Origin of the sequence: Bradyrhizobium sp. HKCCYLS2038 (assembly GCF_051167655.1) — a bacterium.
In the GTDB taxonomy this organism is placed as follows: Bacteria; Pseudomonadota; Alphaproteobacteria; order Rhizobiales; family Xanthobacteraceae; genus Bradyrhizobium.
The window spans coordinates 1170341-1194875 of sequence record NZ_JBNPTM010000001.1 but is presented as its reverse complement, the minus strand read 5'-3'; the positions used below and the strand labels follow the sequence as shown (position 1 = coordinate 1194875).

The 24535-nt window shown below is 66.6% G+C and carries 21 protein-coding genes; 12 read left to right on the top strand and 9 right to left on the bottom strand.

What is annotated here, in order from left to right; genetic code table 11:
- Positions 1-102 precede the first annotated feature (102 nt).
- Positions 103-2538: a phosphoenolpyruvate synthase gene (gene ppsA / locus ACQR1I_RS05270; protein WP_434867679.1), complete on the top strand. Its 2436-nt coding sequence runs from the start codon at positions 103-105 to the stop codon at positions 2536-2538.
- Here the strand turns inward: ppsA and ACQR1I_RS05265 are convergent.
- The 3 genes from ACQR1I_RS05265 to ACQR1I_RS05255 form a co-directional block, all read right to left on the bottom strand.
- Positions 2535-2801: a hypothetical protein gene (locus ACQR1I_RS05265; protein WP_434867680.1), complete on the bottom strand. Its 267-nt coding sequence runs from the start codon at positions 2799-2801 to the stop codon at positions 2535-2537. The genes ppsA and ACQR1I_RS05265 overlap by 4 nt on opposite strands.
- Before the next feature lie 244 nt (positions 2802-3045).
- Positions 3046-3441, bottom strand: coding sequence for a hypothetical protein (locus tag ACQR1I_RS05260; protein ID WP_434867681.1), 396 nt, complete (start codon positions 3439-3441; stop codon positions 3046-3048).
- A 24-nt stretch (positions 3442-3465) separates the two neighbouring features.
- Entirely contained in the window at positions 3466-4491 is a 1026-nt protein-coding gene (locus ACQR1I_RS05255) for a histone deacetylase family protein (protein ID WP_434867682.1), read from the bottom strand.
- 370 nt (positions 4492-4861) lie between these two features.
- Between ACQR1I_RS05255 and ACQR1I_RS05250 the strand changes: the two genes are divergently transcribed.
- A complete protein-coding gene (locus ACQR1I_RS05250) occupies positions 4862-6199 on the top strand; it encodes an MFS transporter (RefSeq protein ID WP_434867683.1) in 1338 nt (445 codons plus the stop codon).
- Positions 6200-6723: 524 nt separating this feature from the next.
- Here the strand turns inward: ACQR1I_RS05250 and ACQR1I_RS05245 are convergent.
- Positions 6724-6906, bottom strand: coding sequence for a hypothetical protein (locus tag ACQR1I_RS05245; RefSeq protein ID WP_434867684.1), 183 nt, complete (start codon positions 6904-6906; stop codon positions 6724-6726).
- 603 nt (positions 6907-7509) lie between these two features.
- Between ACQR1I_RS05245 and ACQR1I_RS05240 the strand changes: the two genes are divergently transcribed.
- From ACQR1I_RS05240 to ACQR1I_RS05215, 6 genes are all read left to right on the top strand, one after another.
- Positions 7510-8412 carry a LysR substrate-binding domain-containing protein gene (locus ACQR1I_RS05240; protein ID WP_434867685.1) on the top strand — a complete coding sequence of 301 codons (903 nt, stop codon included), beginning with the start codon at positions 7510-7512 and terminating at the stop codon, positions 8410-8412.
- A 136-nt stretch (positions 8413-8548) separates the two neighbouring features.
- Complete coding sequence (gene kdgD / locus ACQR1I_RS05235) at positions 8549-9490, top strand: 5-dehydro-4-deoxyglucarate dehydratase (RefSeq protein WP_434867686.1); 942 nt, start codon at positions 8549-8551, stop codon at positions 9488-9490.
- Positions 9491-9646: 156 nt separating this feature from the next.
- Entirely contained in the window at positions 9647-11002 is a 1356-nt protein-coding gene (gudD, locus tag ACQR1I_RS05230; protein WP_434867687.1) for a glucarate dehydratase, read from the top strand.
- Positions 11003-11058: 56 nt separating this feature from the next.
- A complete protein-coding gene (locus ACQR1I_RS05225; RefSeq protein WP_434867688.1) occupies positions 11059-12507 on the top strand; it encodes an aldehyde dehydrogenase family protein in 1449 nt (482 codons plus the stop codon).
- 234 nt (positions 12508-12741) lie between these two features.
- Complete coding sequence (garD, locus tag ACQR1I_RS05220) at positions 12742-14280, top strand: galactarate dehydratase (protein ID WP_434867689.1); 1539 nt, start codon at positions 12742-12744, stop codon at positions 14278-14280.
- 180 nt (positions 14281-14460) lie between these two features.
- On the top strand, positions 14461-15261 hold the full coding sequence (locus tag ACQR1I_RS05215; RefSeq protein WP_434867690.1) for a class II aldolase/adducin family protein: 801 nt from the start codon (positions 14461-14463) through the stop codon (positions 15259-15261).
- An 85-nt stretch (positions 15262-15346) separates the two neighbouring features.
- On the opposite strand, the gene ACQR1I_RS05210 is transcribed toward ACQR1I_RS05215, so the two are convergent.
- Entirely contained in the window at positions 15347-16435 is a 1089-nt protein-coding gene (locus tag ACQR1I_RS05210) for an SMP-30/gluconolactonase/LRE family protein (protein ID WP_434867691.1), read from the bottom strand.
- A gap of 226 nt (positions 16436-16661) precedes the next feature.
- On the opposite strand from ACQR1I_RS05210, the gene ACQR1I_RS05205 reads away from it, so the two are divergent.
- A complete protein-coding gene (locus ACQR1I_RS05205) occupies positions 16662-17240 on the top strand; it encodes a hypothetical protein (RefSeq protein ID WP_434867692.1) in 579 nt (192 codons plus the stop codon).
- Between the two features lie 147 nt (positions 17241-17387).
- Positions 17388-17747: a hypothetical protein gene (locus tag ACQR1I_RS05200; RefSeq protein ID WP_434867693.1), complete on the top strand. Its 360-nt coding sequence runs from the start codon at positions 17388-17390 to the stop codon at positions 17745-17747.
- Between the two features lie 189 nt (positions 17748-17936).
- Here ACQR1I_RS05200 and ACQR1I_RS05195 read toward each other — a convergent pair whose 3' ends face one another.
- Positions 17937-19397 (bottom strand): PLP-dependent aminotransferase family protein, encoded by a 1461-nt coding sequence (locus ACQR1I_RS05195; RefSeq protein WP_434867694.1) that lies wholly within the window; start codon positions 19395-19397, stop codon positions 17937-17939.
- Between the two features lie 64 nt (positions 19398-19461).
- Here ACQR1I_RS05195 and ACQR1I_RS05190 point away from each other — a divergent pair, with 64 nt between their 5' ends.
- Positions 19462-20187: a pyridoxamine 5'-phosphate oxidase family protein gene (locus ACQR1I_RS05190; protein WP_434867695.1), complete on the top strand. Its 726-nt coding sequence runs from the start codon at positions 19462-19464 to the stop codon at positions 20185-20187.
- A gap of 172 nt (positions 20188-20359) precedes the next feature.
- On the opposite strand, the gene ACQR1I_RS05185 is transcribed toward ACQR1I_RS05190, so the two are convergent.
- Genes ACQR1I_RS05185 through ACQR1I_RS05175 form a run of 3 tightly spaced genes read right to left on the bottom strand, consistent with a single transcriptional unit; the run spans position 20360 to position 23139 of the window.
- Positions 20360-21475 carry an NAD(P)/FAD-dependent oxidoreductase gene (locus ACQR1I_RS05185; protein WP_434867696.1) on the bottom strand — a complete coding sequence of 372 codons (1116 nt, stop codon included), beginning with the start codon at positions 21473-21475 and terminating at the stop codon, positions 20360-20362.
- Entirely contained in the window at positions 21459-22853 is a 1395-nt protein-coding gene (locus ACQR1I_RS05180; RefSeq protein ID WP_434867697.1) for an FAD-dependent oxidoreductase, read from the bottom strand. The genes ACQR1I_RS05185 and ACQR1I_RS05180 overlap by 17 nt, the downstream gene beginning before the upstream one ends.
- Entirely contained in the window at positions 22846-23139 is a 294-nt protein-coding gene (locus ACQR1I_RS05175; RefSeq protein ID WP_434867698.1) for a (2Fe-2S)-binding protein, read from the bottom strand. The genes ACQR1I_RS05180 and ACQR1I_RS05175 overlap by 8 nt, the downstream gene beginning before the upstream one ends.
- A 326-nt stretch (positions 23140-23465) precedes the next feature.
- Here ACQR1I_RS05175 and ACQR1I_RS05170 point away from each other — a divergent pair, with 326 nt between their 5' ends.
- Entirely contained in the window at positions 23466-24356 is an 891-nt protein-coding gene (locus tag ACQR1I_RS05170) for an ABC transporter substrate-binding protein (protein ID WP_434867699.1), read from the top strand.
- Positions 24357-24535: the final 179 nt, after the last annotated feature.

Genomic DNA, 24535 nt, shown 5'->3' with positions numbered 1-24535 from the left:
TCATCTAAGGAGCCTCACGTCACTGCCGCTTGATCTTGCGCAAGCCTGCTGGCGTCCAACACGGCAAACTCTGCTGACGCGTTGCGATGCGGGAGGCTCGTCATGACGGCATCCGGTTACATCCGCTGGTTCAAGGACCTCCGCATCGAGGACGTGCCTGACGTCGGCGGCAAGACGGCCTCGCTCGGCGAGCTCTATTCGGCGCTCCAGCCGAGGGGTGTCCGCGTGCCCAACGGCTTCGCGCTCACGGCGGCGAGCTATCGCGACGCGCTGCGCGCCGATGGCGCCGACGATGAGCTTCGCAAGCTGCTCGCGGGCCTCGACAAGCGCCGCATCGCCGACCTCGCCAGGCGCGCGGCCAAGGCGCGCGCGATCGTATTCGAGGCGACCGACCGTGACGATCTGCGCCGCGAGGTCGCCGTGGCCTACCGGCAGCTCGAGCAGGAATATGGCCGCCGCGTCGCGGTCGCGGTACGCAGTTCAGCGACCGCGGAAGATCTCCCGAACGCCAGCTTCGCGGGCCAGCACGAGAGCTTCCTCAACATCAGCGGCGCGACGGAGCTGTTCGAGGCCTGCCGCCGCTGCTTCGCCTCGCTCTACACCGATCGCGCAATCTCCTATCGCATCGACAACGGTTTTGCCCACGACAAGGTCGCGCTGTCGGTGGCCGTCATGAAGATGGTGCGCTCGGATCTCGGCGCCAGCGGCGTGATGTTCTCGCTGGACACCGAGAGCGGCTTCCGTGACGTCGCCTTCATCACCGGCGTCTACGGTCTCGGCGAGACCATCGTGCAGGGCGCGGTCGATCCCGACGAGTTCTACGTCCACAAGCCGACCTTCGCCGCCGGCTTCCGCAGCGTGCTGTCGCGCCGGCTCGGCGCCAAGAGCAAGCGCATGGTCTATGCCAAAGCCGGCGCGCGCGGCGCCACCACCCGCACCGAGTCGACGCTGCCGGCTGAACGTGCCAAGTTCTGCATCGACGATTCCGACGTGCTGGAGCTGGCGCAGGCCACCATCGCCGTCGAGCAGCACTACTCGCAGAAGGCCGGCCGGCCGACGCCCATGGACATCGAATGGGCCAAGGACGGCCGCGACGGCGCGCTCTACATCATCCAGGCGCGGCCCGAGACCGTGGCTTCACAGCGCCGGCCGGAGCAGGTCGAGACCTACGTCTTGAAGAAGACGGGGAGGGCGCTGGCCACCGGCCGCGCCGTCGGCGAGAAGATCGCCGCCGGCAAGGTCCGCCTGATCAAATCCGCGAAGGACCTGCGTGCGTTCAAGCCGGGCGAGGTGCTGGTGGCGCCCTCGACCAGCCCGGACTGGGAGCCCGTCATGAAGACGGCGGCGGCGATCGTCACCGACCATGGCGGCCGCACCTGCCACGCCGCGATCATCGCCCGCGAGCTCGGCGTGCCCGCGGTGGTCGGCACCGAGGATTTCAGCAGGCGCGCCAGGACCGGCGCGAGTGTCACCGTGTGCTGCGCCGAAGGCGATGCGGGGCATGTCTATGACGGCGCCCTGCCGTTCGAGGTGCAGCGCCTCGCGATCGACAAGCTCGAGAAGCCGCACACCCACATCATGGTCAATCTCGGCAATCCCGAGCTCGCCTTCAAGACCGCGCTGCTGCCGAACGACGGCGTCGGGCTGGCGCGCATGGAATTCATCATCAACCAGTCGATCGGCATCCATCCGATGGCACTCGCCGCGCCCGACAAGGTGACGTCGGCGAAGGACCGCACGACGATCAAGCGCCTGACCGCGCGCTACAAGAAGCCGGCGGAGTTCTTCGTCGAGCGGCTGTCGGAGGGCGTCGGCACCATCGCCGCGGCGTTTTATCCGCGGCCGGTCATCATCAGGTTGTCGGATTTCAAGACCAACGAATATGCCAGCCTGATCGGCGGCCGCGATTTCGAGCCCAGGGAAGAGAACCCGATGCTCGGCTTCCGCGGCGCCTCGCGCTATGCGCACCCGGCCTATGCCGCCGGCTTCGCGCTGGAATGCGCGGCTCTCAAGCGCGTGCGCGACGTGATGGGGCTGTCCAATCTCAAGATCATGGTGCCGTTCTGCCGCCGCGTCGCCGAGGCGGAAAAGGTGATCGCGGCGATGGGCAGTCATGGGCTCGTCCGCGGCGAGACCGGGCTCGAGATCTACATGATGTGCGAGATCCCCAACAACGTCATCCTGATCGACGCGTTCGCAGAGCATTTCGACGGCTTCTCGATCGGCTCCAACGACCTCACCCAGCTCACGCTGGGCGTCGATCGCGATTCCGACATCGTCGCGTTCGATTTCGACGAGCGCGATCCCGGGCTCATGACCATGCTGAAGCTCGCGGTCGAGGGCGCGCACCGCAACCATCGCCATGTCGGCATCTGCGGCGAGGCGCCAGCCAACTATCCGGAGGTCGCGCACTATCTCGCCGGCCTCGGCATCGATTCGATCAGCGTCAATCCGGCGAGCATCGTGCGGACCATGGAGATCGTGCGCGCGGCGGAAAAGGAGATCGCCACGCCTGCGCGGCACGCGCTCGCGAGCTAGATGTCGCGGCGGTCCTGGACCTCGGCAATGGCGCGCTCGGCATCGGCGATCAGCGCGCGGATATGGCGCGACTGCTCGCACGGGCCGTCACTGCCGTCCGCCTCGGCCAACTGGTCAAGCTGCCGCAGGATCTGCCGCCACGACTCCAGCGTCCGCCGGAGTTGCACGAGCTGAAGTGCAACCGAGCTCTCGGGCGCGAGGTCCGCTCCCTCGACGTACACCGCCTGCACGGTGGCCGCAGGGAATTTGATGATCTTGGCCATCGACTCAACCCCGAGATACCAATCAGCACGCCCACCGATCCATCGTGATCAGTGGCTGCATTGGCAGAGCCGCACGCCGTGAATGCGCCGCGGCCAGACTGCAACGCATTGTCGTTGTGGACCTTAAAGAACCTTGTACTTTCGCCGCCCGTGGAACTCCGGGCGAGCGGCTCTTGTTATCGGCAAAGCCCGTAGCTTCGCGGAGTACCGAAGGCGTCGCGGTACCCACGTCGTGCGCCGGTCATCATCCGCGCCTTCTCGCGCGCCAGGCCAGAAACAGCGTGCAGCAGAGCATCACGAGCAGGACCGCAAACACGACATGCGACGCCTCGACAATCGCGAATGAGCAATCCGGCCCGTAGCTCGGCCCGCCCCACCAGGCCGGGTGAAACGCGACGAGCAGCGGAGCCGCCAACAGCGGCAGGGACCGACGGCGGCCTCCGACCTCGACGATAACAATTCCAATAGCCACCACCGCGCTCGCGACCCACCAGGCCTGAGCGCTGGCAATGGCCTCGGCAACCGCCTCCTTGACGTCGACCAGGGAGCAGGCCAGCGCCGCGCGCGGCGGCCAGTTTGCGCCGAGCAGCCCTGAAGCCACTGGCAACAACTGTCCACGGAGTACGCGCCAGACGGTCATGACCGAGCCTGTGAGGAATGAGAGCTAGCGGGCCTCTTCGAAGCCGGCAAGCACCGCGGTCAGGTTCTGGCCGAGGATGTCGGAGAGGTAGCCGCCTTCCTGCACGAACACGGTCGGCAGGCCGAGCCGCGCGATCGCCGCGCCGATGCGGCGGAAGCCGGGCGTCGTCACGGCCAACCCCTTGAGCGGATCGTGCTCCGAGGCGTCGAGACCGAGCGCGACGACGAGCGCGCCGGGCGCGAAGGCGTGGATGGTCTTGGCCGCGGTCTCGAACGCCTTCAGATAGGTGTCGTCGCCGCTCTTCAGGCCTAAGGGAATGTTGAGATTGGCGCCGAGGCCTGCGCCGGCGCCGCGCTCATGCGCATAGCCCCAGACGAACGGGTAATAGTGCGTCGGGTCGGCGTGGATCGAGATCGTGAGCACGTCGGGCCGCTCGTAGAAGATGCCCTGCGTGCCGTTGCCATGGTGGACATCGACATCGAGGATCGCGACACGCTCATGGCGTTGACGCAGATGCGCCGCCGCGATGGCCGAATTGTTCATGAAGCAGAAGCCCGAGGCGATGTCGCGATAGGCATGATGCCCCGGCGGACGGCACAGCGCGTACACCGCGTCCTCGCCCTCGAGCAGCAGTTGGGCCGCCGAGGCAGCCACGTCGGTGGCGGCACAGGCCCCCGCCCATGTCCCCGGCCCGATCGGCGCCGAGGTGTCGGTCGTGTGCCAGCCGAGCCGCCCGACGATATGGGTCGGATAGGTCGCGGCGTTGCGCACCGGATGCATGTTCGGGATCATCTCGCTGCCGACGTCGCCGAGCGCGGCCCAGGCGTCCCACGCCTCCTCCAGGAAGTTGAGATATTCCGGACTGTGCACGCGCGCGCGGGCTTCCTGGCCGAACTGAACGGGCGCGACCAACTCGTGATTGCCGGCCTTCAATCCCACAAGCAGCCGATCCGCCCGTTCGGGCTGCTCGGTGGTGCGCTTGACCACGCCGCGCACCAGATAGAATTGCGGATCATGGCTGCGATGCAGCTCGGTGTAGACGGCCTTCACGCGGTTGAGCTCCTGATGCAATGCCCGATCGATTGTGCACGCGGCGGCAACTGATACAAGCACACGCAGCTCTGCGCACGAGAATCGTTGTTGCAGGCCGTAGCCGCAGCGCTTCGACACGGCTGAACACTCGACGCGACCGCCACGCCTTGAGCGTCATCAGCTTTCGGATGGGACGCCGACCTTTGCGCCTCATTGTTTTCATACCCACGCCATCCCCGCGACATGGCCTTGCCGATCCGCCTTCATTGGCATGAAGACCGTGCGATCGATCCAAAACTTGCATTGATCGATACAGGCTTCGGTTTGGACCCGGACCGCTCCTCTCCTCTAGGACATCCTTGAGGAACGTTTAAGAGAGGTGGAGCGCATGAGCGCAATCGTATCCACGGCCGAGTTGCGCCGATCGCGTGTGCGGCTGTTCATCGTGACCATGCTGTTCCTGGTCACGACGGTGAACTATGCCGACCGTGCAACCCTGTCGATTGCTGGTCCCGCGCTGTCCAAGGATCTCCATCTCGATTCCGTCGCAATGGGCTACGTGTTCTCCGCCTTCGGCTGGTCCTATGTGATCGCGCAGGTGCCGGGCGGCTGGCTGCTCGACCGCTTCGGCTCGCGTTGGGTCTACGCGTGCAGCATCGTCATCTGGTCCATCTTCACCATGATGCAGGGCTGGATCGGCTTCTTCACAGGCGGCGCCGCGGTCACTGCGCTGTTCGCGTTGCGCTTCCTCGTCGGCCTTGCCGAGGCCCCGAGCTTCCCGGCGAATGCCCGCATCGTCGCGTCGTGGTTTCCGAGCAACGAGCGCGGAACGGCCTCCGCCTTCTTCAACTCCGGGCAATATTTCGCGACCGTGATCTTCGCCCCGCTGATGGGCTGGATCGCGCATGAATTCGGCTGGCGCCATGTCTTCAGCGTGATGGGCGCGCTCGGCATCATCATGGGCCTTGTCTGGATCAAGACCATGTACGGCCCGAAGGATCACCCCGGCGTCAACGAGGCCGAACTCGACTACATCAAGGAAGGCGGCGCGCTGGTCGACATGGAGGGTGCGCGCGAGAGCAAGGCCGCGACCGGCGGTCCGACCTGGTCGCATATCGGGCAGTTGCTCTCGAACCGCATGATGCTCGGCGTCTATATCGGCCAGTACTGCATCAACACGCTGACCTACTTCTTCCTGACCTGGTTCCCGGTGTACCTGGTCAAGGAGCGCGGACTGTCGATCCTGCAGGCCGGCTTCGTCGCCACCCTGCCGGCGCTGTGCGGCTTCATCGGCGGTGTGCTCGGCGGCTTCATTTCCGACGCCATCCTGCGCAAGACCGGTTCGCTGACGCTCGCCCGCAAGATCCCGATCGTCGGCGGCATGCTGCTGTCGATGGCGATCATCGGCTGCAACTATGTCGACGGCCAGGCCCTGGTGGTCGGCCTGATGGCGCTCGCCTTCTTCGGCAAGGGCATCGGCGCGCTCGGCTGGGCGGTCGTCTCCGACACCTCGCCCAAGGAAGCCGGCGGCATCTCCGGCGGCCTGTTCAACACCTTCGGCAACCTTTCCAGCATCACCACGCCGATCGTGATCGGCTACATCCTGTCGGCCACCGGCTCGTTCAACGGCGCGCTGGTGTTCGTCGGCGTCAACGCCCTGGTCGCAGCGTTCGCCTATCTCTTCATCGTGGGCCGCATCCAGCGCGTCCAGCTCCGAGCCTCCTGAGCACCACGCCCCCTTGCGTGGTCTCCACTTGAACGGCGGTCCACCCGGCCGCCGTTCTTTTTTTTTGCGCGCATGAGCGCGTGAACTTGATCATCTCTCACTGACGAGAGTGCATTCCCCTCCCCCGCTGCGATCGCGCAGCGATTGCAGAAAAACGCCAACGACCAGCGAGCCGCCCAACCACTCTCCGGGGGTATGCCCCCGCGTTCGCATGCGAATGCGGGAACGACAGCAGCGGGGCTGCTTCTTGCGATGCGCGTCTCAAACTCCGCTGTCATCCCGGACAAGCTGTGACGCGCGCCAGCGCGGCGCAGCGCCGATCCGGGATCCATACGCCGCGGCGGACTTGCAGGGCAAAAGGCCAATTGGCAGCAAGCCTCAAACATCTCCCGGGGGGTATGGGTCCCGGCGTTCGCCGGGACGACAGTGGTGGGCCTCGGAAGAATTCTGATAAAAATAAATCTCTTGCGTAATTTCGGAAATCATGATTTTATCCGCGCATCCCGCCTCACCGCAGAGGGGCGTCAGCGCGCGATCGTCACGACACGCGAGGTGGGGAAGCGATGGCCGCGATGGAGCCGCAGCGTGTCCTTGTGATGCGCCGACGAACGGCTCGGCGCGGACGTGAAGTCGCAGGGTCCTGATACCCCGACGCTGGTATCAAGCCGCATGGCGCCGATGCGCCGCGTGGTGATGGTGGCCAACAAGCCCGGCGCACCAGGGAGACTGCGTATAAGCGTGAAACCCATCGCGCGGGGAATGCCGGGATGTCTCGGCTGAACCTGTGGTTCTGCCGCCTGCATTTTTTTCGCAGGCGGGCCATGGGTGCGGCCAGCGCCCGGCATTCCCCGCGCCCTCTGCACTATTTGCGAGGGACGAACTGAGAGCTGAGCTCGGGCGTACGCGCCGCGAGATCGCGATGGCTTGTCCCTGACCCATCTTGCAGCTGTTTGAGCCGTGAACCCTCGAGATTCTCCGCCGTCGTTCCGGACAAGCATCGACGCGCGCATGCGCGTCGATGCGCCGATCCGGGACCCATACGCCGCAGCAGACGTGATGTGCGAAATGCCAATGACCAGCCTGCCTCAAACCACTCCCTGGGGGTATGGGTCCCGGCGTTCGCCGGGACGACGACAGTGGTTGTGGCGCGAGACATGCGTCTCACTCCCCCAAAGCTGCGTGCGCCATTGCCCACACGGACGGAGCGACAGGGGTGGTCGTCGATCAGGTCTCTTTCCCAGCATTTTCACCCCACCCAATCAATGCTACAAAGCCGCACCACCCGCCCGATCCATGCCGAGGAGGCATCGATGTTCGACCTCAACCAGCTGCGCTGCTTCGTCACGGTGGCCGAGGAGCTGCATTTCGGCCGTGCCGCCGTCCGGCTCAACATGACGCAGCCGCCGCTTTCGCGGCAGATCCAGGTGCTGGAGCACATCATCGATGCCGTGCTGCTGGAGCGCACCAGCCGCTCGGTCAAGCTGACGCCGGCCGGACGCAGCTTTCTTCCCGAGGCGCGGCGCATTCTCAAGATGGCGGAGAGCGCCGCGCAGGTCGCGCAGCGCATCGCCAGCGGCAAGAGCGGCTCGCTCAAGATCGGCTTCACCGCGGCCGCCGCCTACAGCTTCCTGCCGGATCTCGTCGCGGCCTGCCGCACCGAGCTGCCCGAGGCCGACCTGTCGCTGAAGGAGATGGTGTCCGGCGACCAGATCGAGGCGCTGGCCTCCGGCCAGATCGATGCCGGCCTGCTGCGGCCGCCGATTGCGCGGCCGGAATTCGCCACCCGCCGCGTCGTCGCCGAGCCGCTCTGCGCCGCGCTGCCGCGCCGCCACCGGCTGGCTGCCGCCGAGAACGTGTCGATCCGCGATTTCGACGGCCAGCCCTTCATCATGTATTCGCAGACCGAGGCGCGCTATTTCCACGATCTGCTGGTATCGCAGTTCATGCGTTCCGAGGTGCTGCCGCGCTACGTCCAGCATCTCAGCCAGATCCACTCCATCCTGGCGATGGTCCGCGCCGGCCTGGGCCTCGCGATCGTGCCGGAGGCCGCCGCGAGCCTTAAGATCGCCGACGTCCGGCTGCGGCCGCTGAAGCTGCGCAATCCGACGCCGGCCGAGCTGTTTCTGGTCTGGCGGCGCGATCACGACAATCCGCTGCTGCCGGCGCTGGTCGAACTCGCAGGCCGTCTCGCCGTGCAGCAGGCGGAGGATTGATGCCCCGGCGGCATCAATCAATACCGTGTTTGGCTTGGACCGGCATCGAACTTGGTCCTACCAAACGGCGCGAGGAATGCGCGCGCCGGTCCACTCGCCGCGGCGATTCCAAGAACATTCGTTGAGGAGACGCGCGATGAGCAAGATGACCCCCCAGGAAATGGCTGCGAAGATCGGCAGCGGCCTGCTCTCCTTCCCCGTGACGCCGTTCAAGGCCGACTATTCGTTCGACGAGGCCACCTATCGCGCCAACATGGACTGGCTGTGCGGCTATGAGGTCGCCGGCCTGTTCGCCGCCGGCGGCACCGGCGAGTTCTTCTCGCTGACATCTGCCGAGGTCCCGGAGGTCGTCAAGGTCGCCGTCGACGAGACCCGCGGCCGCGTGCCCGTGCTGGCCGGCACCGGCTACGGCACCGCGATCGCGCGCGAGATCGCTGTTGGTGCGGAGAAGGCCGGCGCCGACGGCCTGCTGCTGCTGCCGCCCTATCTGATGCATGCCGAGCAGGAGGGCTTGGCCGCCCATGTCGAGGCTGTCTGCAAGTCGATCAAGATCGGCGTCATCGTCTACAATCGCGACAACGCCATCCTGCAGCCAGATACGCTGGCGCGGCTGTGCGAGCGCTGCCCGAACCTGGTCGGCTACAAGGACGGCATCGGCGACATCGAGCTGATGACCCGCGTCTACACCAAGATGGGCGACCGCCTGACCTATATCGGCGGCCTGCCGACCGCCGAGACCTTCGCCCTGCCCTATCTCGACATGGGTGTGACGACGTACTCCTCGGCGGTGTTCAACTTCGTGCCGGAGTTCGCCACCAACTTCTATGCCGCAGTGCGCAAGCGCGACCACGCCACAATCCATGCGGGATTGAAGGATTTCATTTTGCCGCTGATCGCGATACGCAACCGCAAGAAGGGCTACGCGGTCTCGATCATCAAGGCCGGCATGAAGGTGATCGGCCGCGATTCCGGCCCAGTCCGCCTGCCGCTGACCGACCTGACCGAGGCCGAGATGGCCGAACTGACCACGCTGGTGAAGGCGCTGCCGGGAGCGGCGGTGAGCCAGGCCGCGGAGTAAACTGCAAAGCTGCGCCGAGCTCCTCATCCTGAGGAGCTTGCGCAGCAAGCGTCTCGAAGGATGAAGCCCGGTCCGGGGCCTCATGGTTCGAGACGGCGCTGTGCGCCTCCTCACCATGAGGAGGGGCGGCGCAAACGAGAGACGACGGAGGAGCACATGAGTCACGACGCCACCCGCAAAGGAATCTCCGGCGCGCCGGTCGTCACCGGCATGGAGGTCATTCCGGTGGCCGGCCGTGACAGCATGCTGCTCAATCTCAGCGGCGCGCACGGGCCGTTCTTCACCCGCAACCTCGTCATCCTCACCGACAATGCCGGCCATACCGGCGTCGGCGAGGTGCCGGGCGGCGAGAAGATCCGGCAGACGCTGGAGGATGCGAAGAGCCTGATCGTCGGCAAGAGCATCGGCGCCTGCAACACGCTCCTGGCCTCGATGCGCACCGCCTTCGCCGATCGCGACGCCGGCGGCCGCGGCAAGCAGACGTTCGATCTGCGCGTGATGATCCATGCGGTCACCGCAGTCGAATCCGCGCTGCTCGACCTGCTTGGGCAACATCTCAACCTGCCCGTCGCGGCGCTGCTCGGCGAAGGCCAGCAACGTGCTTCAGTCGAGGCGCTCGGCTATCTCTTCTTCATCGGTGACCGTCGCAAGACCGACCTGCCCTACGCCACCGGCGAGGGCGAAAATGATGGCTGGTATACGCTGCGACATCAGGAGGCGATGACCCCCGAAGCTGTCGTGCGGCTCGCGGAGGCCACCCACGAGGCCTACGGCTTCGCCGACTTCAAGCTGAAGGGCGGCGTGCTCGCGGGCGAGGCCGAGATCGAGGCGGTGACCGCGATCGCCAAGCGCTTCCCGCAGGCCCGCGTCACGCTCGATCCGAACGGCGCGTGGTCGCTCGATGAGGCGATCCGGCTGTGCAAGGACATGCATGGCATCCTCGCCTATGCCGAGGACCCCTGCGGCGCCGAAGCCGGCTTCTCCGGGCGCGAGATCATGGCGGAATTCCGCCGCGCCACCGGCTTGCCGACCGCGACCAACATGATCGCCACCGACTGGCGGCAGCTCAGCCATGCGCTGCGGCTTAGGGCGGTCGACATCCCGCTGGCCGATCCCCATTTCTGGACCATGCAGGGCTCGGTGCGCGTCGCCCAGACCTGCAAGGACAACGGCCTGACCTGGGGCTCGCACTCCAACAACCATTTCGACATTTCGCTGGCGATGTTCACCCATGTCGCCGCCGCAGCTCCGGGCAAGGTGACCGCGATCGACACCCACTGGATCTGGCAGGACGGCCAGGCGCTCACCAAGGCGCCGCTGCAGATCAAGGGCGGCAAGATCGCAGTCCCCGAGCAACCCGGGCTCGGCATCGAAGTTGACCGCGGCGCCATCGAAAAGGCTCATGCGCTTTACAAGAGCCACGGGCTCGGCGCACGAGACGACGCCGTCGCGATGCAGTATCTGATCCCCGGCTGGACCTTCGACGACAAGCGTCCCTGTCTCGTGCGATGACGGACGTAATCGGCTAGATTGTGCCAGCACAGTCGCGCAAGCCTGGAGAGTTTTAAATGAACGCGATCCTCAAGAATTTCATTGCCGGCGAGTGGGTCGACGGCAGCGGGGTCACCCGCAACATCAATCCCTCGAACACCAATGATGTCGTCGGCGAGTACGCCAAGGCGGACAAGGCGCAGACCGAAAAGGCGATCGCTGCCGCCAAGGCCGCCTTCCCCGCCTGGTCGCGCTCGACGCCGCAGGAGCGCTATGACGCGCTGAACAAGATCTCGGCAGAGATCCTGTCGCGCAAGGAAGAGCTCGGCCGCCTGCTCGCCCGCGAGGAAGGCAAGACCCTGCCGGAGGGCATCGGCGAGGTCGCCCGTGCCGGCCAGATCTTCGCATTCTTCGCCGGCGAGGCGCTGCGCCTGACCGGCGAGAAGGGCGCCTCGGTGCGTCCGGGCCTCGATGTCGAGATCACCCGCGAGGCGGTCGGCGTCGTCGGCATGATCACGCCCTGGAATTTCCCGATCGCGATCCCTGCCTGGAAGATCGCGCCCGCGCTGTGCTACGGCAACACGGTGGTGTTCAAGCCGGCCGAACTGGTGCCGGGCTCGGCGCACGCGCTCTCCGAGATCATCGCGCGCTCCGGCATTCCGGCCGGCGTGTTCAACCTCGTCGTCGGCTCCGGCTCGGTGGTCGGCCAGACCCTGCTCGAGCATCCGGACGTCGCCGCGATCTCGTTCACCGGCTCGGTCGGCACGGGACGCAAGATCGCGCAGGCCTGCGTGCTGTCGAACCCGATGAAGAAGTTCCAGCTCGAGATGGGCGGCAAGAACCCGCTCGTCGTGCTCGATGACGCCGACGTCAAGGTCGCGGTCGAAGCCGCCGCCAACGGCGCCTATTTCTCGACCGGCCAACGCTGCACGGCGTCCTCGCGCCTCATCGTCACCGAGGGCATCCACGACAAGTTCGTGGCTGCGCTGACCGAGCGTCTGAAGGGCCTGGTCGTCGATGACGCCGTCAAGCAGGGCACGCATATCGGCCCGGTCGTCGATGGCAACCAGCTCGAGCAGGACCAGCGCTACCTCAAGATCGGCCAGGACGAAGGCGCCAAGCTGACCTGGGGCGGCGAACTGCTGAACCGCGAGACCCCCGGCTTCTACATGCAGCCGGCGCTGTTCACCGAAGCCACCAACAACATGCGCATCGCGCGTGAGGAGATCTTCGGACCGGTCGCCTGCGTCATCCGCGCCAAGAACTACGACGAGGCGCTGGCGATCGCCAACGACACCGAGTTCGGCCTCGCGGCCGGCGTCTGCACCACCAGCCTGAAATACGCCTCGCACTTCAAGCGCAACAGCGAGGCCGGCATGGTGATGGTCAACCTGCCGACCGCCGGCGTCGACTACCACGTCCCGTTCGGCGGCCGGAAGGGCTCGAGCTACGGCGCCCGCGAGCAGGGCTCCTACGCGCGCGAGTTCTACACCACGGTGAAGACGGCCTACACCTTCCCGGTGTGAGCCTCTCCGTTGTGAACTAACAGACGGGCCGCATCCGCGGTCCACCCCCTCTCCCCGTTCTTCACGGGGAGAGGGTCGGGGTGAGGGGCAGCCGCACGGGAAGCGCCTCGCCTGGAAACAAGATCTGTAGGGTGGGCAAAGGCGCGAAGCGTCGTGCCCACCGGCAGTCGAGCGAGACGAAAGACGGTGGGCACGCTTCGCTTTGCCCACCCTACGGAGCAGAACGGAGCCAGCATGAACCAGCAGGTCGTGAACCAGGAGCCGCGCACCATCAAGCTCAATGCGCGCGACAACGTCGCGATCGTGGTGAACGATTTCGGCCTGCCTGCCGGCACCAAATTCGCCGATGGCCTGACGCTGAAGAGCTTTGTGCCGCAGGGCCATAAGACCGCGCTGGTCGACATCGCCGAGGGCGCGCCGATCATCCGTTATGGCGAGATCATCGGGTATGCGAAGTCGCTCATTGCCGCCGGCGAGTGGGTGGATGAAGCCCGCATCGACATGCCCGAGGCTCCCGAGCTCGACAAGCTCGAAATCTCCACCGCCGTGCCCGCACCGCTGCCGCCGCTCGAGGGCTACACCTTCGAGGGCTATCGCAACGCCGACGGCTCGGTCGGCACGCGCAACGTGCTGGGCATCTCGACCTCCGTTCAATGCGTCAAGGGCACGCTCGAATTCGCGATCAAGCGCATCAAGAGCGAGCTGCTGCCGAAGTACCCGAACGTCGACGACGTCGTCGCCCTCACCCATGCCTATGGCTGCGGTGTCGCGATCACCGCGCCCGATGCCGTGGTGCCGATCCGCACCCTGCAGAACCTCGCGCTCAACCCGAATTTCGGCGGCGAGATCCTGGTCGTCGGCCTCGGTTGCGAGAAGCTCGCGCCGGAGCGGCTGCTGCCGGAAGGTACTGAAGACTCGATCGTTCGCATGCAGGACGAGGCCTTCGACGGCTTCGGCGCGATCGTCGACGCCATCATGACCCAGGCCGACCGCCGTCTGGCCGAGCTCAACAAGCGCACACGCCAGACCTGCCCGGCCTCCGATCTGGTGATCGGCCTGCAATGCGGCGGCAGCGACGCGTTCTCCGGCGTCACAGCGAATCCCGCCGTCGGATTCGCCGCCGACCTGCTGGTACGCGCCGGCGCCACCGTCATGTTCTCGGAAGTCACCGAAGTGCGCGACGCCATCCAGCTCTTGACGCGGCGGGCCATCAACGAGGACGTCGGCCGCGCGCTGATCCGCGAGATGGACTGGTACGACGCCTATCTGGCGCGCGGCGGCGCCGACCGCAGCGCCAACACGACGCCCGGCAACAAGAAGGGCGGCCTCGCCAACATCGTCGAGAAGTCGCTCGGCTCGATCGTGAAGTCCGGCTCCGGCCCGATCCATGGCGTGCTGGCGCCGGGCGAGAAAGCTAAGCAGAAGGGCATGCTGTTCGCGGCCACGCCGGCCTCCGACTTCATCTGCGGCACGCTTCAGCTTGCCTCCGGCATGACGCTGCAGGTGTTCACCACCGGCCGCGGCACGCCCTACGGCTTGGCCGCCGCGCCCGTCATCAAGGTCGCGACCCGCACCGAACTGGCGCGGCGCTGGAAGGACCTGATCGACTTCGACGCCGGCCGCATCGCCACCGGCGAGATGACCATCGAGGAGACCGGCTGGGAGCTGTTCAAGCTGATCCTCGACGTCGCCTCCGGCCGCACCAAGCCGTGGTCCGACAAATGGGGCATCCACAACGACCTGACACTGTTCAATCCGGCGCCGGTGACCTGAGGGAGCAACGTCGCCCATCCTGCGGTGGCCGTTGCCTTGCCCAGACCTCTCCCCGCCATCGCGAGCGCAGCGACGCGATCCAGAGTCCCGCCCACCATCCTGGATTGCTTCGCTTCGCTCGCAATGACGCGTATGCTGAGGCGGCAAGCCGAGACAACAGGCGCCAGGGGGAACTCGCAGATGTCGAACTTCAACAGCGTCGCCGCGATTGCGATCGCCGCCCTCCTCCTCTCCGCCACGCCCTCCCGCGCCCAGGACGCCATGCCCGGCGTCCCCCACGAGCTGCTCGAGGACATCGCCGCAGGCAGCCGCATCCTCGCCGATCTCGGCGTCGTCGATGCCTTCGGCCATGTCAGTGCGCGACATCCCACCAACCCCGGCCATTTCCTGATGCCGCGCTCCGTCGCGCCGGCGCAGGTCACGGCCGACGACGTCATGGAGTTCGACGAGAATGGCGAGGCTGTCGATGTCCGCGGCCGCGCCGTCTTTCTCGAACGCTTCATCCATGCCGAGATGTACCGCGCGCGCCCCGACGTGAAGGCGGTGGTGCACACCCATTCGCCGGGCGTCGTGCCGTTCAGCGTCAGCCGCACGCCGCTGAAGCCGCTCTATCACAACGCCGCCTTTCTTGGCGAAGGCGCGCCGGTGTGGGACATCGGCAAGGCGTTCGGCGCGACCAACATGCTGGTCAGCAACAATGCGATCGGCAAGTCGCTCGCGACTGCGCTCGGAGACAAGTCCGTCGTGCTGATGCGCGGACATGGCGATGTCGCGGTCGGACCGTCGATCAAGGCTGCCGTCTTCCGTGCCTACTACACCGACGTGAACGCAAAGCTGCAGGCGCAGGCGATCGGGCTCGGCAGCGAGATCAGCTTCCTGAGTCCCGAGGAGGCCACCAAGGCCGACGCGGTCAACATGGTGATCATGGACCGCGCCTGGGCGCTGTGGAAGCAGAAGGTGCAGGCACCGGCGGCGAAGTAGCCTCACGCATTTCGCCGCCGCGCCGCTCTGGCGCGGAAGAGCAGTGGAAACGACTCCAAGGCCCATCCACGCCATTCCGGCTGTCCTACACCGCGCCTTCCGTCTCGACATACAGCGCGTACAGCGAATGCGACGCCGCCATGTAGAGCCGGTTGTTCTTCGGCCCGCCGAACGTCAGGTTGGCGCAACGCTCCGGCAGATGGATGAAGCCGATCGGCTTGCCCTGCGGGTTGAACACCATGACGCCGTCGAGATCCTCCGACTTGGCCTTGAGCGGATAGACCTTGCGGCCGTTGACATCCACGGGCTCGGCAGCCAGCGCGCCGTTCGAGCCCCAGCCGCACCAGAGATTGCCGTCGCGATCGACACGGAAACCGTCGAGCGAGCCCTGGTCGGCGGCATCGATCAGCTTCACCTTGTTGCCGACGCTGCCGTCGGCATTGACGTCGTAGCTCCAGATGCTGCGGTTCGGCGTGCCCTTCCACTCGACGACATAGAGCTTCTTCTCGTCCGGCGAGAATGCGAGACCATTGGGATTGACCAGGTCGGTGATGACGGCCGTCAGCTTGCCGTCGGTGCCGATCCGGAACACGTTGGTGCTGGCCTGTTCGGGCTTGGCCTTGAAGCCTTCCCAATTGCCGCCGATGCCGAACACGGGATCGGTGAACCAGATCGTGTCATCGGACTTCACCACGATGTCGTTCGGCGCATTGAGCCGCTTGCCTTCGAAGCTGTCGGCGAGCACCGTCACGGTGCCGTTCTTCTCGGTGCGGGTGATGCGCCGCGTCACCGAATGCTCGCAACTGACAAGCCGGCCCTGGCGGTCGCGGGTGTTGCCGTTGGCGTAGTTCGACGGACTGCGGAAGACGGTGAAGCTGTCGTCCTTCTCGCTGTACTTCATGATCCGGTTGTTCGGGATGTCGCTGAGCAGCAGATAGCCTTCCTCCGGAAAATAGGCCGGCCCCTCGGCCCAGCGCATGCCGCTGGCGACCTGCTCCACGGTCGAACTGTAGAGCCGGTATTTGGCAAAGCTCGGATCAAGGATCTCGACCGCCGGATCAGGATAGCGCTGGTTCGGCTTGAAGGCGAAGGATTGCGCCCTCGCCTGGCCCGAGACCGCCAAGGCCGCTCCGCTCAGTGCGGCCGAAAGAATGCCGCGACGCGACAATGTCATCAGTTCCTCCCCCTCATTCTTGTCATCGGCCGTCGACGGCCGTAAAGTTCCATACAAGCAGCACAGCGGCCTTTCTATCGATTTCGCAGGCTTCAGCCCGCTGGCAGCGCTGCGCGCAGCCTTCCCGTTCCATGCAAGCAGGCCCTGCTCAGACCTCTTTTTGCCGCAAAGCTGACACATCGCTAACCTCGTGTCGCCCTCCCGATTCTAAGGCAAGCAGCCGCGCATGCCCTTGCACTATCCTCGCCTCGCCGCCATCGCCCTTGGCCTCAGCCTGGCCATGCCGTGCGCAGCTCAACAGCCGTTGCCCTTGGCCGGTTCGCCGGAGGAGCGGCCCGACATCGATCTCTACGCGCTGATGTCCGGCACCTGCCGCACGCTGAAGGTCGACGGCCGTGAATTCCCCTGCAAGACGGTGGCGTTCTTCCACAGCGAGAAGGGCCGCGCCCACTTCACGGTCGCGCTCGACGATCCCGCCGACGAGAGTCACATCATCGCCTTCTCCGGCATCAACGGCAAACGCTCGCTGCAGAACGTCTACGAGCTGCCGGTTGATCGCATGCTGCTGAACTCCAAGCATCGCCCCAAGGTCGACGGCATTCCCGTGCCGGCGGCGCAGGGCTCGTCCGGCTCGTGCCGGCAGGTCGGCAATTTCGCCATGCTCAAGGTGACGAGCGTAACCTGCTCGGCCAAGGACGATAGCGGCCGCGCCTATGAGCTGCAGTTCGTCTCCGACGGCACCCCCATCACGTTGCGCCGGGTGCGCCAGACGATGACGAATGCCGAGCACAATCCTTACGAATGAGTTCGTGGCCGCGTGACGGCAACGCGCGAATACTCGTCTCATTCGATCTCCATCTCGAACATGATGACATGACGGCGCGCTCTCGCGGCACGGAATGCCCGAGGTCTTCCAGTAGTCGCGCCTTGCAGAACTGCAGAGGCGCAGGGAATGCCGGGTGACGACCTCACCCATGGCCCGCCTGCAGAAAAAAATGCAGGCGGCAGTACCACAGGCAAAGCCGAACACGCCGGCATTCCCTGCGCGATGGGTTTAACGCTTATACGCAGTCTCCCTGGTGCGCCGGGCTTATTGGCCACCATCACCACGCGGCGCATCGGCGCCACGCGGCTTGATACCAGCGTCGGGGTATCAGGACCCTGCGACTTCACGTCCGCGCCGAGCCGTTCGTCCGCGCATCACAAGGATACGCTGCGGCTCCATCGCGGCCATCGCTTCCCCACCTCGCGTGTCGTGACGATCGCGCGCTACGCCCTCTGCAACGAGGCGGGATGCGGCACCAGAGCATGATTTCCGTAAAAACGAAAGCGAAAAATGCAGCGCGCGTGTTTCACGTCAAAGGTGCCTTGAACGGATTGACGAAATCCGCGGCGTCCCTGCTGCATGCGGGCGTGGCTTCACCATTCTTTTCGCTCCGCACGTGCCCGTCACGCGGACTGATTTGCCCGACGTGCCGAATGGATCACACCCGCACGCCGCTCATCGGACAGCTCGGCGCGCGCCCGATGAACTCGCCAGGACCTCCTGTGCCGCACGCCCGAGCCGCCTGGCGGCATCGGCGAGATCTTTCGCCGCGAAGCCGGAATAGCCGAGGATGAATCCGTCTGGCCCGCGCTGAACGATGCGCGCGTCCGACAACAGCCGGCATTCGATGCCGGCGCGTTCGCGGATCAACCTGGCCGCGCCTTTCGGCGCTCCTGACGGCAAGGTCGCCAGCAGATGCAATCCCTGCGACGGCGCATCCAGATGCAGACTGCCTTTGCCATGCTTCGCGAGGGCTTCGGCAACGACGTCGCGCGCCTGCCGATAGCGCGGACGCATCCGGCGCATGTGGGCGGCGACCACGCCGTCGGCCATGAGGTCGGCCAGGGCGTCCTGCATGAAGGCCGGCGGGAAGCGATCCTGCGCCGCGCGCGCGGCGACGACACGCGGCACCAGCTCCGGGGGCACCACGAGATAGCCGAGCCGCAATCCGGCGAACAGCGTCTTGCCGAAGGTGCCGAGATAGATCACGCGCTCGGCGCCGATGCCAGCCAGCGCCGTGAGCGGCGGGCCGGCGAAGCGATACTCGCTGTCATAATCGTCCTCAAGGATGTAGGCACCGGAGCGGCGCGCCCAGTCGAGCAGCGCAATCCGCCGGGCCATGCTCATCGCAACGCCCATTGGAAACTGGTGCGACGGCGTGACGTAGGCTGCCCTGGCGTTTGCGTTCGCCTTCTCTCCCGCGCTCACGACGAGGCCCTCGCTATCGACCGGCACGGGCACCAGCTTCGCCCCTGTCGTCGTCAGCGTGTAACGTGAGGCGGCATAGCCGGGATCCTCGAACCAGACGGGATCGCCTGGCGGCAACAGCGCGTCGATGCACAGGCGCAGTCCGTGCTGGGTGCCGCTCACGATCAGGACGCAGCTGGGATCACAGCGCACGCCACGATTGGCAGCAAGATAATGCGCGACTTGCGTGCGCAGATGCAGGCTGCCGCGCGGATCGCTGTAGCCGAGATCGTCGGGCGCGGCCTGCGCAATGCGGCGGCGGCTGGCAGCGGCGAGCCGCTTCAGCAGCATCGGATCGACCAGCGTGACGCCGAGCGTGAACGGCCGGCGCGGTGGAATCCTCACCTCCAGCTCGGCGGCCGGAGCCGGCGGCTGCGGCGATGGCAGCTCGGCGGCCACATAAGTGCCCGCGCCGTGCCGTGCCTCGATCAGACCGTCCGACAGCAGCGCCTCATAGGCGGCGACGATCGCGTTGCGCCGGACACCCAGTTGCTCCGCGAGCCCGCGGGTCGAGGGCAGCCGCAGACCCGGCGCCAGCAGGCCGTCGACGATGCCGGCGCGCAACGCGGCGTGAACCTGCTGCGACTGGCTGCGGATGGCGCGATCGAGCCTGATCGGCAGCGCCAGCACATCGTCCCGTCGTCGCGAAGTGGTTGTTCGTTTTGACACCCAAGTGGAACTCCCGGCAACCACTTTGCCATGGCATGATGGCGGCGGGAACAGGAGAATGACGATGTTCGAGCAATCAGTGGCGAGCTATCCCGTCGACGACACCAACCGCGTCAAGCGGCGGCATCAGCGCGCGCATTACGATCATGCCACCGTGCATGCGCTGCTCGACGCCGGCACGCTGTGTCACGTCTCCTATGTCATCGACGGCCAGCCTTATTGCACGCCGACGCTGTATTGGCGCGAGGCGACGACGCTGTATTGGCATGGCTCAAGCGCCAGCCGCATGCTGCGCAACCTGTCCGAAGGGCAGCCGGCCTGCCTGACGGTGACTCGGCTCGACGCTCTGGTGCTGGCGCGCAGCGCCTTTCATCACTCCGCCGACTATCGTTCGGTGATGGCGTTCGGCCACGCCCGGCTGATCGATGATGAGGCCGAGAAGGCACGGGCGCTGACCATGATGGTCGACCGTCTGTTTCCAGGTCGCACCGCCATGTTGCGCCCGACGACGGAGCAGGAGATCAAGGCGACGTCGGTCGTGTCGATGCAGATCGACAAGGCGTCCGCCAAGATCCGCGCCGCCGGTGTGATCGACGACGAGGAGGATTATGCGCTGCCGATCTATGCCGAGCGCATTCCGGTGCGCACCGTGCTCGGCGCGCCGGAGCCGGATGGCCGGCTGCTGGCCGGCGTGACGCGGCCCGCGACGCTCTCCGGGTTCAATGCGGGACGGCAACTCGACGAGGCGCTGACGGAGGCGTATGCGACGAGCTATCCGGCGAAACCGTAGGGTGGGCAAAGGCGCGCCCGTCTATTAGTTCCCGTGGCCGCTGCCCGACTGCGCCGTGCCCACCATCCCACCGCATTCGTGCTCGGTCCGGTGGGCACGCCGCTCCACGCGATGCGATGCATCGCGCGGAACGCCTTTGCCCACCCTACGATGGCTTCAGCACCGCGCCCGTCTACGATCCGGATGAGAACCGCGTGATCGCGAACGGCGCGATCGGTGTCGATGTCTGGCCGTCGCGCACCAGCTCGGCCAGCACCTCGCCGACCCCCGGCGCGATCTGGAAGCCGGCGCCGGAGAAGCCGAAGGCGTGGATGAGGCCCGGCGTCGTCGCGCTCGGACCGATCACCGGATTGCCGTCGGGCATGTTGCCCTCGGTGCCGCTCCAGAACCGGATCGCCTGGGCATGGCGCAGCGGACCGAACAGCTCGCTCGCGCGCTGCATGATCGTGAGCACGCCGTCGCTGTGTGGGCGTGAGTAGTCGGGATCGTCGAGCGGCGCGCCGCGTTCGCCGCCGACCACGACATTACCGCGCGAGACCTGTCGCGCGTAGATGCCGCCGCCCTCCATGCCGATGTTGACGGCCAGGAACGGATCGAGCGGCTCAGTCACGATCATGGCGGGATACGTGCGCGCCAGCGGCACCGGCTCGTTGAAAGCACGCGCGAAGCTGTCCGCCCAGGCGCCGGCGCTGTTGATGATCGTGCGCGCCTTGATGGCGACATCGCGCGCCTCCAGCGCAAAGCCCTCGAATGTCCGGGTGACGCCTGCGACTTCCGTCGTCTCCAGCACCTCCGCCCCGGCGCGGCGGGCGGCGGCGGCAAAGGCGGTTGCGACCAGCCGCGGATTGGCGTGGCCGTCGCCGGGAGAGAACGAGCCGCCGATGGCGCCCTCCGCGAGGCCGAAGCGCTCGCGCAGCTGATTGTGGCCGACCAGTTCGAGATCGAGACCGAATGGCGCGACATCAGCGGCGTAGCGCTCCAGGTTCGCCATGTCGGCGAGGTTGCGCGCGAGCTTGAGATGGCCGGAGCGCATGAACTCGCCGTCGATGCCGATCAGCTGCGACAACCGCGGCCAGATCGCATGCGCCCGCTGCGCCAGCGGCAGCTGCTCGGGCGGACGGCCCTGCCGGCGGACGCCGCCGTAGTTCACCCCGCTCGCCTGCGCGCCACAAAAACCCTTGTCGAGCAGCGCGACGGACAAGCCCATGCCGCGCAGCGCCAGCGCCGCGGAGCTGCCGACCAGCCCACCGCCGATGATCGCGACGTCGCAATCAATGTGCCGCGTCATGCTGCCTCGCATCGACGAGCGAACCCGCGGCCAGAGGAATCGGCTTGATCGGCGCCTGACTCCGCAACCGGCCGACGGCGCCGATGTCGTGGCGCGCCTGCGCAGCCAGCAGCTCCGCGGCGGCAGCGCCGCACATCCGGCCCTGACAACGGCCCATGCCGACGCGGGTCACGGCCTTGAGCCGGTTGATCTCGGTGAGCGCGAAATCCGCGATCGCACGACGCGCATCGCCGGCGCTGATCTCCTCGCAGCGGCAGAGCAGCGTGTCATCGGCGATGTCGTCCGCCCAATGCGCGGGATAGGGAAACGCCGCCTCCAGCGCAACGCGCAGCCTGTCGATCCGCGCCAGCGTGCGTTCGAGGCTGGCGGCGCGTGCAGCATCATATCGCAGTCCGCGATCCTCCAGCAGCGCCAGCGCCGCGCGCTCTCCCGCGGCCTCCGCCGCGTCGGCGCCTGCGATGCGGGCGCCGTCGCCCGCGAGATAGATTCCGGCGACGCTGCTGCGGCCAGCGGCATCGCGCAGCGGCAGATGCGCGCGGTCGCGAGAATCGAACCGGAAGGCACAGCCGGCGAGATCGGCGGCCTGCGTCTCCGAGCGCAGGTTCAAGCCGTAGCCGATGCCATCGCAGGCGATCGTGTGCTCGCGGTCACCCGTCCGATAGACGATGCGCGCGACCCTGCCCTCGCCTTCGATCCGCAGGCTCGTGATGCCGAGCTGCACGCGCGTGCCGGCCAGACGCAGTTCGACCGCCATGCGCAGCCCGCGCAGCACGAGGCTTGGTGCCAGCGGCAAGGCACGCAGCAGATTGAGCTTCGCCGACAGCGGCGCCGCATCGAGCACGGCGGCGACCTCGACGCCGGCTTTCATATACTGCCAAGCGACGAGATAGAGCAGCGGGCCGGAGCCGGCGAACACCACGCGACGGCCGATCGCGCAGCCCTGCGCCTTCAGCGCGATCTGCGCGCCGCCGAGCGTGAACACGCCCGGCAAGGTCCAGCCGGGAATCGGCAGCACGCGGTCGGTGGCGCCGGTCGCCAGGATCAGCCCGTCATGACTCACGCGCCGGCTGACACCGTCGCGCAATGTGTCCGCGGCGCCATCGCGCAGGTTCCACAGCAGGGTGCTCGGGCGATAATCGATGTGGGACGCAAGCGCTGCGAAGTCCCGATGCAGGCGCGTGGCCTTCGCGGCTTCGGACCCGTAGCGCGCCCTGGCATCGCGGCCGTCGGGGCTCAGCGGCTGACGATAGATCTGGCCGCCGCAAGCATGGCCTTCGTCGATCACGATGGGCCGCAAGCCGGCCGCCGCAAGCGTCATCGCGGCGCGGATGCCGGCCGGGCCGGCGCCGACGATCAGTGGCGGAGCGCGCTCAGCCATGACGGTGTGCACGCCCCGTGATGATGTGCATGCCCTGAGCGAGCGGCGTGGTGCAGGCGCGCAGCCGCTCGCCGCCTTCGAGCTGAACCCAGCAATCCTGGCACGCCCCCATCTGGCAGAAGCCGGCGCGCGGCGCGCCGGAGAACTCGCTCTCGCGCAGCCGCTCGCCCTGGCAGAGCACCGCCGTGAGCACGCTGTCGCCAACGCGGCCCTCGCAGGGCACGCCGTCCATCGTGAAGCCGATCAGGGGGCTGTCGTTGCGGATGAGACGATGCAGCAGCGGCATGGCGAATTCGCAGTCCTGGCCAATGATCGGAGCGAGTTGAACTCACTCATCGCAATCATGCTGCAGGTCAAGGGCTCATGTCACCCAGCAGGCGGTCGCCGAGGCGGCGACGGGAGCTCGTGACACGCGCGTTCGTCGGTCGCAGCGGCGCGGTTTTGGGCAGACCGTGCTCAATTCTTGCACCGGCGCGGTGCAATATTTTGTGCGCCCTCGGACAAGTCACCCGCGTGGGCGCGCACCTAAGCTTGCCTCCGAGCTTGGACCGGGCGACGGCACCCGTGCACCGCCGGACCAGCGCGACATCATCGTTCGAAGGAGCTGGCAACATGCAGACGAGGCTATTCACTGGGGCGAAGCGCGTGTGGCTTGCCGCGCTCGGCGCCATCATCGCGGCAGGACTTCTCGCCCCCATCGACGCACAGGCGGCAACACCGGCGGGTTGCGCGGCGCTGGCAGAGAAATATCCGGACTGGAAGGGCAAGACGCTCGTCAACGCCATCAACCCGCACACGCCGGGCTACGAATCGATCGATCCGAAGGATCCGAGCAAATATGTCGGATTCGACATCGACCTCGGCGAGGCCATCGGCGACTGCCTCGGCTTCAAGCTCACCTACAAGCCGGTGACGTTCGCGGCCCTGCTGACGACGCTGGCCAGCGGCCAGGCCGACATCGTGATCTCCGATATCTACGCCACCAAGGAGCGCGCCAAGGCGGCCGACTTCATCACCTACTCCAAGGTGTTCGACGGCGTGCTGGTCGCCAAGGGCAATCCGAAAGGCATCCACGGCATCGACCTGACCCTGTGCGGCGCCGCCGCGGCGGAGAACACCGGCTTCGTCGAGGTGCCGCTGGTGCAGGACATGGGACCGAAGTGCAAGGCGGCCGGCAAGCCGGAGCCGACCCTGCAGCTCTACGACAACAACGCCAACTGCATCCAGGCGATCCTGGCCGGCCGTGCCGACACGTACATCAACGACGTGAACACGGTGGACCAGGCGGTGAAGGCCTATCCGGACAAGCTGGAGAAGGCGATCGCGGTCACCATCCCCTATTCGGTCGGCATCGCAGTCCCGAAAGACAAGCCGAAATTCCGCGACGCCGTGATGGCCGCGCTGATCGAGGTGCAGAAGGCCGGCATCCACCAGGAGCTGCTGAAGAAGTGGGAGCTCGATCCGGCGAACTTCAAGGAACCGGACATCCTGACGGCGGACTAACAGGCGCGCGGCTTCGAAAGCGAAACTGCTGCCACAGCAACGGTGCGCTCCCCTCCCCCTTGCGGGGAGGGGTCGGGGGTGGGGGTCCACACGGGAAGTCTTTCCTGGGTACCCCCCTCCCCAGCCCTCCCCCACAAGGGGGGAGGGAGCGCTGCACCGCCGCGGTGATGGTTTGCCTC